Raw genomic sequence first — 9,984 nt, forward strand, 5'->3', positions numbered from 1 at the left:
GTCCAGGTGGTAGCGCTCGCGCAGCTCGGCCACCACGTTCGGGGCCAGGGGCCGGGGGGCGCCGCGGGGGGGGGGGGGGGGCCCGGGCGGGGCGGGCGCCGCCCCGGGCGGGGGCGGCGCCCCCCCCCGCCGCCCAGTACCGTATCCGGGTGCTCCTCTCCGACCGCGATATCCGTGCCGAGCTCGAGGCCGACCGTGTCGTCCTCGACCCGTACGACGCGTCGATGCTGCAGCCGTCGAGCATCGACGTGCGCCTCGACAAGTTCTTCCGGCTGTTCGACAACCACAAGTACCCCTTCATCGACCCCGCGACGGACCAGCCCGAGCTGACCCGGCTCGTGGAGGCCGACAACGGTGAGGCCTTCGTGCTGCACCCGGGGGAGTTCGTGCTCGGCAGCACCTTCGAGGCGGTCACGCTGCCCGACGACGTCGCGGCCCGCCTGGAGGGCAAGTCCTCCCTCGGCCGGCTCGGCCTGCTGACGCACTCGACGGCCGGCTTCATCGACCCCGGGTTCAGCGGGCACGTGACGCTGGAGCTGAGCAACGTCGCGACGCTGCCGATCAAGCTGTGGCCGGGCATGAAGATCGGCCAGCTCTGCTTCTTCCGGCTCTCGTCGGCCTCCGAGCACCCGTACGGGTCGGACCTGTACGGATCCCGCTACCAGGGCCAGCGCGGCCCGACGGCGTCCCGCTCCTCGCAGAACTTCCACCGCACGACGGTGTGAGCGGGGCCTGACGGTCGAGGCCCCCGGGCAGTCCCGCCGGGCGCCCCGACGGGCGTTCGCCGGGAGGTAGGCTCCGGATGCCCGGCGCGGACCGGGCACCCGGACCGAGAAGGGACCCCGATGGCCGCTCCCCAGCTTCCTCTCCTGCCGCGCACGGTTGCGCAGGCGCACCAGGCCCGGCACGTGCTGACCGTGCCCGGTGACGTGGAGCTGGACGAGATCGAGGTCCTCGCGCTCTCCCGGTTCTCCGCCACCCGCTGGGACGTGGTCCCGGCCGGGATCCTCCCGGGCAACGTGGCCGGCGCTCCGCAGGGCCGCCGCGCCCAGGGCCGGGAGCCGGGCGTGCTGCGGGTCTCGCGGCACGCGGTGATGAACGGGCCATACCAGCCCGTGGGCGACGGCTTCGACCTCGGCGTGCCGCCGGGCGCCGAGCTGGCCTTCGACATCGTCTGCCACCGGGAGCGCGGCGAGCCGCCGTTCCCCGCGGGTGACCGCGACGGCGTCGGGCGGGCGTTCGCCGCCGCCATGCCCGAGCGCGAGGAGCGCCGTCTGATCGAGTGGCTGGTCGCCGTCGCGCGACGCCTCGGCGGCTCCCTCCGCCTGGACGTAGGCGGCCTCTGGGACACCGCCCCGGACGGTCCGACGACGCGGCCGGGCGCTGGCGTCGTGCTGACCCCTGACGCCGGGGCTGCGATCGACATGACCGTCTACTCCGACGTCTGGCTCGACCCGCAGGCCGCGCACGCCATCCTGCAGAAGGTGCACCCGCGTGCCCGGCTGCACATGGACGGCAAGGAGTGGGGCGGGCCGCCCGACGGCATCGCCGACAAGCCGCTCTACCGGGGCGAGACCATGGACCCGGAGCTGCGCAAGAAGCTGCACGCGGCCGCCGACGAGTACGACATCAAGGCGCTCACCGGCCCGCGCGTGCTGGACGGGTACGGCCTGGTGGTGGAGCTCGGCGTCGACGGCATCGTCTCGGTCGAGATCAGCGGCGAGGAGAAGCTGCCGCGGCTGCTGCGCGGCCTGCCGTGGGCCGAGCAGGGGGCGGTCTGCTACTGGGTGCACTGGGAGCCGCAGGACCTCGTGGAGTCCCAGCGGGAGTTCCCCAACATGGAGCTGCGGATCGCCCGCAAGCGCGCCGCGGAGCTGGTGGCCCGGCTCGCGAGCGCGATCCACGGCGCTGCCGGCGGCGAGATCGCCGACGAGGACGGCTTCCTCGTGGACCCGGTCGACCTGTAGGCGCCCCGGCCTTTACCCGCCGCGCTGCCTCCGGGGGTCGCGTCCCGGAGGCAACGGCGGAGGTCAGAGGTACTGGCCGGGGGTCCGGCGCTCGCCCGACTCGTCGTCCGAGGCGCCGGGCAGGGTGGGCCCGCCGGGGCCGGCCGGGCCGAAGGCGCCGGTTCCGGGCGGCAGCGCGCGGCGCATCTGCGAGAGCTGCGCCTGCGCCGCCATCTGCTGCGCGACGAGCGCCGTCTGGATGCCGTGGAACAGGCCCTCGAGCCAGCCCACCAGCTGCGCCTGCGCCACGCGCAGCTCCGCGTCGGACGGCGCGGAGTCGTCCGAGAACGGCAGCGTGATGCGGTGCAGCTCGTCGACCAGGTCGGGGGAGAGCCCGTCCTCGAGCTCGTGGATCGAGCGCTCGTGGATCTCGGCGAGGCGGGTCCGGGCGGCCTCGTCGAGCGGGGCGTCCCGCACCTCGTCGAGCAGCCGCTTGATCATGCCGCCGATGCGCATGACCTTGGCCGGCTCCTCGACCTGGCCCACGACGGCCTCGGCCTCGTCGACCTCGCGCTCGTCGCCGGCGCCCTCGGGCTCGCGCTCCGGCGGCACGGCCGCGCCGTCGGGCGTCACCACCTGAGGGTGCGCGGCATGGGTCTGGTCGCGGCGGTCGTCGGGTCGCTCGGCGGACTGGGGGGTGGCTCGCTCGTCGTTCATGGGTCCAGTCTTGCCCGAATCGGCGGTCGCCTGCATTGCATTACCGGGTGGGGAACGAAATTGTCGGCCATGCCTATATATAGGCACGCGTTGATCAGGGGACCAGGAGCACTTTGCCGAATGCCTCTCCCGACTCCAGCAGATCGTGTGCCGACTGCGCTTCCGCGAACGGGATGCGAGCGTGAATCACCGGCCGGACCTGGCCTGAGGCGAACAGTGGCCACAGGTGTTGTTCGGTATCGGCGACGATGCGCGCCTTCTCCTCGGGAGGGCGCGACCGGAGCATGGTCCCGGAGATCGTGCCGAGCCGGGAGAGGAGCGCGCTGAGGTCCAGCTCGCCGCGCCGCCCCTGCTGCATCCCGATGACGACGAGGCGGCCGCCGCGGGCCAGCACGCGGACGTTGTCGCCCAGGGCGCCCCCGCCGAGCAGGTCGAGCACGACGTCGGCCCCGCGGCCGTCCGTGGCGGAGCGGACCGCCTCGACGAAGTCCTCCTGCCGGTGGTCGACGACGACGTCGGCGCCGAGCTCGGCGCACCGTGCCGCGCGCTCCGGGCCGCCCGCCGTCGTGGCGACGTGGGCGCCGAGCGCCTTGGCGACCTGGATCGCGATGCTGCCGATGCCGCCGGAGCCGCCGTGGACCAGCACCCACTCGCCGGGGCGCAGCCGGCCGACGTCGACGAGGTTGTTCCAGACCGTGCACGCGGCCTCGGGCAGGGCCGCGGCGTCGACCAGGTCGATGCCGTCCGGCACCGGGAGCACCTGGGTCTCCCGGACCGCGACCTCCTCCGCGTATCCGCCGCCCTCCAGCAGCGCGACGACCCGGTCCCCGGCGCGCCAGCGCGACACGCCGTGTCCGACACGCTTCACAGTTCCGGATATCTCAAGACCCGGCCAGTCCGGGGCATTCGCCGGAGGGGGGTAGTATCCGGCCCGTTGTAGCAGGTCAGCACGGTTCACTCCGGCGGCGGCGACGGTGATCACCACGTCGCTTTGGCCAGCATTCGGGTGGTTCAGGGATGAAATGGAGAGTTTCCCTGATGGCCCCGGTCCGGATATCGTGACGGCTCGCACATCGATGAAGCCTACTTCCGTGTGGCCTCACGAAGGTCGCCAGCGGAAACCGGGTGCCGGTAACTTGTACGCAGCACCGAGGGGTGTTCGGCGGGCACCACGCACGCCACCCCTTCCGGATCAGTGATGGAGAGAGGTACGCATGTTCCGCAGGTTGGGAGTGCGCGGGAAAGTTCTTGCGACACTGGTCACGCCTGCCGTCGTCCTGGTCATCGCTGCGGCGTACATCATCGGCCTCTCTGTGGCCGACGCGATGCGCGCGCAGCAGACCGCTGATCTCGTCGCAGCGCTCGAGTACCAGGACCAGGCAGGCACGGCGTTCGCGCAGGAGCGGGCGTACAACATCGTCGCGATGATCGACAGCAGCGCGACGGGTGACCAGGCCCGCGTCGCCCTGCTGCGCGGAACCCCGGAGATCGGGGAAGACGGCAAGCAGGTCATGGACAAGGACGGCAACCCGAAGTGGTCCGCCCCGGCCGCCCAGGCGCAGACGATCACGGCCCTCGACGCCCGTGACGACGAGCTGCTGGACATCGACATCTCGATGCTGGACCAGCGCGTCAAGGACGCGGTCACGCAGACCATCGAGGACCGCGCGGCCATCACCGACGTGCAGAAGAAGGTCGCCGAGGGCCGGCTCACCGAGCAGGTCGCGACCGACGCCTACGGGACGTACATCGACGGCGCCCTCGAGGTGATGGACGCCATCGCGGACACCTCTGAGGACCGCGACCTGGGTACCCGCCTCGAGGCGTACCACTCGATCGACCAGCTCATGCTGACCAACACCTACGAGCGCCCCATCGTCGGCCTGACGCTCGGCGTCGTGGCGAACCACCCGCAGCACGAGGCCGCCGCCAGGTCCCTGGCGCTCCGCGCCGCCGACCTGGTGAACCTGGGTGACCGCGAGTGGGACAGCACGCAGGACCTCTTCGACCGCATCCCCGGCGAGTACCAGGTGCCGGGCATGGACGGCGTTTACGGCACCGTGCGCGGCTACGTCGCACGCGGTGACCTCACGGCGATCCAGCCGGCCCAGGCCGACGCGTTCCAGGGCGAGTCCGCGAAGTGGGTCGAGGAGAGCCGCATCGTCCGCGACGCCGTCCGCGAGGACACCGCGGGCTTCGCCCAGGAGCGTGCCGACGTCGCCGCGAACCGCGCCTACCTCACCGGTGGCGTCGCGATCGCGGCCCTCGGCTTCTCGGTCATCATGGCCCTCGTCATCGCCCGTCGCCTGGTCTCCCCGCTGCGCCGCCTGACCCAGGCGGCCGGCGTGGTCCGTGACCGCCTCCCCACGCTGGTGGAGCAGGTGTCGGTGCCCGGCCAGGGGCCGAGCATCGACCTCGACCCGATCACCGTCGAGTCCTCGGACGAGATCGGCCAGCTCGCCGCGGCGTTCAACGACGTCAACAGGACAACCATCGACGTCGCCCGCGAACAGGCCGCCCTCCGTGGGTCGATCGCCGAGATGTTCGTCAACGTGGCCCGCCGTGACCAGGTGCTCCTGAACCGGCAGCTCGCGTTCCTCGACGACCTCGAGCGGTCCGAGGAGGACCCCTCGACGCTGTCGAACCTGTTCCGCCTCGACCACCTCGCGACCCGGATGCGGCGCAACGCGGAGTCCCTGCTCGTCCTCGCGGGCATCGACTCCGGTCGTCGCGTCCGCCAGCCGATGCCGGTCTCCGACGTCATCCGTACCGCGTCGTCCGAGATCGAGCTGTACGACCGGGTCCGCCTGAACCTCGTCGTCGACCCGATGATGCTGGGCCACAACGCGCTGAACGCGGCGCACCTGCTGGCCGAGCTCCTCGAGAACGCGACCATGTTCTCCGAGCCGCACACGCCGGTCGAGGTCACCACGGCCCGTGACGAGCAGTTCGTCACCGTCGTGGTCCGCGACCACGGCCTCGGGATGAACCCGCAGGAGGTCGCGGAGGCGAACCGCAAGGTTCTCAGCCACGCCGCGTCGGACGCCGTGGGCGCCCAGCGCCTCGGCCTCTACGTGGTCGGCCGCCTCTCGGACCGCCTCGGCGCCCAGGTGGCGTTCGGCCCAGGCGAGGGCGGTACGGGTACCGAGGTGACGGTCCGCTTCCCGGCGGTGCTGTTCATGCCGGACAACGCGATGCCGCTGCCCATGCCGACCGACCCGCTGGAGGCCAACACGCAGGCGGCCGCCTCGCAGTTCAACGGCGGCATCGCCACCGGCCCGGGTACGGGCGCGATGCGGGGCGCGGGTGCGCCCACCAGCGGCTTCGGTTCGCCGGCCGTGACGGCGGCGGCCCCGGCCACCACGTCCGTGCCGCAGCAGGGCGGCATGCCGGTCCCGACCGGTACGTCGCAGATCGCGGCGGCCGCGTTCGCGGCCCAGCCGGCCCCGGTCGCGCAGCCGGTCGACCTGAACGCCCTCACCGACGGCACGACGGCGCTCGGCCTGGCCCGGCGTCGTAGCTCGACGGCGGCCCTCCCGGTCGCGGAGACGACGCCGACCGGCTCGATCGTGCTGCCGGAGATCCAGACCCCGTCGCTCCCGCAGGGCTACCAGGCCGACGACAACGCCTGGGCCCCGCCGTCGAACGTGTCCGAGGGCAGCTCGCTCCCGAGCCGCCAGCGTGCCCAGCAGCCGGTCGAGCCGGTGGCCCCGGTCTTCGAGGACACCACGCCGGCCGCGGTCGACGTGGACCAGCGCAGCGCGCTGTTCTCGAGCTTCCGCTCGCTGAACACGATCGATCCCGTCGAGGGCAGCACCCAGTCGCTCCAGCTCGACCCGATCACGCAGGACCCGGCGGCACTGCCCGGCATGTCCGACACCGACGTGATGCGGTTCCCGGCGGCGGGCGGTGGCAGGCCTCCTGCGGCTCCTGCTCCGGCGCAGAGCTTCGGCGTGCAGCCCGAGCGGTTCGGCGGGTTCCAGGACGAGCCGCAGTCCCAGGGCTTCGGGGCGGAGGCCCCGGAGGGCCCCGACTCGTCGTTCGAGGCGCTGCCCGCGTTCGAGGAGCTCATGGCGGACCTCCCGAGCCGTCGTTCGACGGCCTCGGGCGCCCAGCAGGGTAAGCCGGCCCAGAAGCGGGGCCTGTTCGGCCGCCGCCCGGGTCAGCCCGCCACCGGCGAGCTGCGGGCCTACCAGCCCCAGGAGCAGCGTCCGGCGTCGCGTCCGATCCAGACCGTCGCGAGCCCCGTGGCCGGTCCGCCGACCTTCGGCGCCCCGGTCGTGCCCGCCCCGAACGTCGAGACGCAGGGCTTCCCGACGCAGGGCTTCCAGGCGCAGGGCTTCGCCACGCAGAACTTCCCGACCCAGAACCTCCCGGCGCAGAACTTCCAGGCACCGAGCGGTCCGCCCCAGGGCAACCCCGCTCCGCTGACCGGGGCCTTCCCGGCGCAGGCACCGGAGGTTCCCGTCGCGGACCCGACGTACCAGCGGGGTTACCAGGAGGGCTACCAGAAGGCGGTCCAGGAGTCGCTGACGTCGGCGCTGCCGGCTCTGCCGGCCCCGCCCGCGGGTGGCACCGTCCCCCTGCCCGCCGCGCAGGCGCAGGCTCCGGCCCCCGCCCCCGGCACCAACCCGTTCGTGGACGCGGCGCCTCGCGCGGCCGCCGCTCCGCTCGCTCCGGCCCCGGCGGCTCCCGCCCCGGTGGCTCCGGCCCCCGAGCGCGTGCCCACCTCCTTCGCGTCGGCACCGGCCACCCAGGCCGTGCCCGTGGCGGACGTGCAGCAGGCCTTCGAGCAGCAGGCCTTCGAGCCTCCCGCCCGCGAGTTCAGCGAGCCGTACCCGACGGGCGCCGTGTACGACCCGTCGTACGGTTCGCCGGCCCCGCTCGCCAAGCGAGCTGCCGGGACCGACGGCGACGGGAAGGACCCCCTAGACCCCGAGTACGTGCGTGACTCGGTGGAGGCACGGTCGGAATGGACCGCCTCGGCAGTGCTCTACGAGGAGATGACGAGCCTTCTCCGTCGAGGGGCTTATCAGGAAGATGATGTGAAAGAGAACGACTCGTACCGTCCGGCAGCCGTCAATACCGAGGTTGCCAGTGGTGGGCTGACCCGCCGTACCCGCGGTGCCTCCGGCACCGGTGCGGACCCAGCTGTCGAGCGGCTCTCGGCTCGCATCGACCGTGATCCCGAGCAGCTTCGCTCACGTCTCTCGGCGTTCCAGTCGGCCACCGCGCGTGGCCGGTCGGAGTCCGTGGACGAGGGCAATTCGGAGCACGAGAACGGCAAGAACGGCGGTGGGGACTCGACGTGGGCACCCTCGACCGTGAATCATGTCCCTGACTCAGCGCCGCAGTCGCGGTGACAAGCGCGTCTGTGGATTCTGACTAGGAGGAACAGAGTGACCCTCAGCACCGAAGCAACCAATTTCGGTTGGCTGCTCGACAACTTCGTGCGTACCGTTCCCGGCAGTCGGCACACGCTCGTCGTGTCGGCAGACGGACTGCTCATGGCGATGTCCGACCAGCTCGACCGCACCAGCGGCGACCAGCTCGCGGCGATCGTCTCCGGTATGTCAAGCCTCACGCGTGGAGCTTCTCGGCAGCTCAACGGCGGTAACGTCCGTCAGGCGATCATCGAGATGGACAACGGCTTCCTCTTCCTGATGAACGTCTCGAACGGGTCCGTGCTCGGCGTCGTCGCGGAGGCCACGTGCGACATCGGCCTCATCGGCTACGAGATGGCTCTCCTGGTGTCGCGCACCGAGGCCACCCTCACGCCGCAGCTCATCTCGGAGATGCGTGGCAGCCTCCCGGTCGATGGGCAGACCCGAGCCGCCAGCGTGGGATGAGGACTCGACCATGACGTACGCACCTTTCGGTTCCCAGGGGCAGGGGGACGTCCGTGAGACGTCCACCGTGCGCCCCTATGCGGTCACCGGAGGCCGGGTGCGGTCGGAACTGTCCGACCTGCCGCTCGAGGCCCTCGTGGAGGTTCTTCCCGGGGCAGTCAGCAGTTTCGGACTGCCTCCCGAGAAGCGCGCGATCCTCCAGCACGCCGCGCACACGTACGTGTCGATCGCCGAGCTCTCGGCCCTTCTGCGGCTGCCCCTGGGTGTCGTCCGGATCCTTGTGGCGGACATGCAGGAGGAAGGGCACGTCACCGTGCACACCTCGACACCGGTTAACGTCCACACAGGCCACGGCAGCTCGAACTCGGGCCTGTCGCTGAGCGTCTTGGAGAGTGTTCTTAATGGCATTTCCGCCCTCTGACGGCGGGGCCCGCAGCGGTCCCAACTGGGCCCCGGTGTCGGGTAACGCCGGCACTGCGACCGCTTCCTCGAACGCGCCCGCGCGCCAGAGCGTGCTGGGTGGCGGCGGTGGCGCCGCGGCGCCCACCGCTCAGGCGTCCCGTCCGGCGCAGGCTCAGCCCGCGCCGCCGGTGATGCAGCAGGCGCCGGCGGCCAACGCCGGCGCGCAGGCTGCCCCGGGTGCGCAGCCCGCGGCCGAGCGCACCGCGCCGACCGTCGTCAAGATCGTCGTCGCCGGTGGCTTCGCGGTGGGCAAGACCACGTTCATCGGCTCGATCTCCGACGTGGAGCCGCTGAACACCGAGGCTGCCATGACGGAGCACTCGGTCGGCGTGGACGACGCCGGTGGCGTGACCGACCGCAAGACCACCACCACGGTGGCCATGGACTTCGGCCGCGTCGAGCTGCCGGGCAACCTGTGGCTGTACCTGTTCGGCACCCCGGGCCAGGACCGCTTCCTCTTCATGTGGGACGACCTGGTGCGCGGTGCGATCGGTGCCGTCGTCCTGGTCGACACGGACCGCCTGGAGCAGTGCTTCCCGGCCATCGACTACTTCGAGTCGCGCAACATCCCGTTCGTCGTGGGCGTGAACTGCTTCGACGGCGTGGCCAAGCACCGGCTCGAGGACGTGCGCGAGGCGCTGCAGATCCCCTCGCACGTGCCGATGCTCTACACGGACGCGCGTTCGCGTGCGGCGACCAAGCAGACGCTGATCGCGCTGGTCCAGCTCGCGATGCGCCAGCTCCGCTCCGGCGCGCAGGCGCAGGGCTGAGTCGCTCTCCAGCACTTCGCGGACGGCGGGCCACCCTGGGGGCGGCCCGCCGTCGCTGTCCTGCCGGACGTTAGACTGTGGGGCCGCGCCGGCCCCCTGCGGGGGTGAACGGCGCGAGGAGGGCTGACAGAGCGGCCTAATGTGACGGTCTTGAAAACCGTTGTGCGGCAACGCACCGGGGGTTCGAATCCCTCGCCCTCCGCAGGGCACAGGACGACGGCCGGGATCCAGTGGATCCGG

General features: G+C 72.1%; 8 protein-coding genes and 1 tRNA gene. 7 read left to right on the top strand and 2 right to left on the bottom strand.

Going from position 1 to position 9,984, the window contains the following annotated elements; translation table 11 throughout:
• The first annotated feature begins 149 nt into the window (after positions 1-149).
• Complete coding sequence (dcd, locus tag ACFWEJ_RS05525) at positions 150-725, top strand: dCTP deaminase (protein WP_377228204.1); 576 nt, start codon at positions 150-152, stop codon at positions 723-725.
• A gap of 120 nt (positions 726-845) precedes the next feature.
• Positions 846-1,967, top strand: coding sequence for a hypothetical protein (locus ACFWEJ_RS05530; RefSeq protein ID WP_377228205.1), 1,122 nt, complete (start codon positions 846-848; stop codon positions 1,965-1,967).
• A 63-nt stretch (positions 1,968-2,030) separates the two neighbouring features.
• Here ACFWEJ_RS05530 and ACFWEJ_RS05535 read toward each other — a convergent pair whose 3' ends face one another.
• The gene (locus ACFWEJ_RS05535; RefSeq protein ID WP_377228206.1) at positions 2,031-2,663 is read right to left on the bottom strand and encodes a bacterial proteasome activator family protein; all 633 of its coding nucleotides are present in this window, start codon (positions 2,661-2,663) and stop codon (positions 2,031-2,033) included.
• Positions 2,664-2,757: 94 nt separating this feature from the next.
• The gene (locus ACFWEJ_RS05540; RefSeq protein WP_377228207.1) at positions 2,758-3,735 is read right to left on the bottom strand and encodes an NAD(P)H-quinone oxidoreductase; all 978 of its coding nucleotides are present in this window, start codon (positions 3,733-3,735) and stop codon (positions 2,758-2,760) included.
• A 142-nt stretch (positions 3,736-3,877) separates the two neighbouring features.
• Between ACFWEJ_RS05540 and ACFWEJ_RS05545 the strand changes: the two genes are divergently transcribed.
• The 5 genes from ACFWEJ_RS05545 to ACFWEJ_RS05565 all read left to right on the top strand — a co-directional run bounded on the left by ACFWEJ_RS05545 (position 3,878) and on the right by ACFWEJ_RS05565 (position 9,946).
• Positions 3,878-8,026 (top strand): ATP-binding protein, encoded by a 4,149-nt coding sequence (locus tag ACFWEJ_RS05545; RefSeq protein ID WP_377228208.1) that lies wholly within the window; start codon positions 3,878-3,880, stop codon positions 8,024-8,026.
• A gap of 36 nt (positions 8,027-8,062) precedes the next feature.
• On the top strand, positions 8,063-8,512 hold the full coding sequence (locus ACFWEJ_RS05550) for a roadblock/LC7 domain-containing protein (RefSeq protein WP_020017525.1): 450 nt from the start codon (positions 8,063-8,065) through the stop codon (positions 8,510-8,512).
• 10 nt (positions 8,513-8,522) lie between these two features.
• Positions 8,523-8,933 carry a DUF742 domain-containing protein gene (locus ACFWEJ_RS05555; RefSeq protein WP_020017526.1) on the top strand — a complete coding sequence of 137 codons (411 nt, stop codon included), beginning with the start codon at positions 8,523-8,525 and terminating at the stop codon, positions 8,931-8,933.
• Positions 8,934-9,024: 91 nt separating this feature from the next.
• Positions 9,025-9,744: an ATP/GTP-binding protein gene (locus ACFWEJ_RS05560; protein WP_377228209.1), complete on the top strand. Its 720-nt coding sequence runs from the start codon at positions 9,025-9,027 to the stop codon at positions 9,742-9,744.
• 117 nt (positions 9,745-9,861) lie between these two features.
• A tRNA-Ser gene (locus ACFWEJ_RS05565) sits at positions 9,862-9,946 on the top strand.
• The last annotated feature ends 38 nt before the right edge of the window (positions 9,947-9,984 follow it).

Source organism: Promicromonospora sp. NPDC060204 (genome assembly GCF_042728455.1).
Lineage (GTDB): Bacteria > Actinomycetota > Actinomycetes > Actinomycetales > Cellulomonadaceae > Promicromonospora.

What these genes read in the sequence shown, in the direction of transcription:
- ACFWEJ_RS05530 (WP_377228205.1), top strand. Translation starts at nt 846, where the DNA reads ATGGCCGCTCCCCAGCTTCCTCTCCTGCCGCGCACGGTTGCGCAGGCG.
- ACFWEJ_RS05535 (WP_377228206.1), bottom strand. Translation starts at nt 2,663, where the DNA reads ATGAACGACGAGCGAGCCACCCCCCAGTCCGCCGAGCGACCCGACGAC.
- ACFWEJ_RS05545 (WP_377228208.1), top strand. Translation starts at nt 3,878, where the DNA reads ATGTTCCGCAGGTTGGGAGTGCGCGGGAAAGTTCTTGCGACACTGGTC.
- ACFWEJ_RS05555 (WP_020017526.1), top strand. Translation starts at nt 8,523, where the DNA reads ATGACGTACGCACCTTTCGGTTCCCAGGGGCAGGGGGACGTCCGTGAG.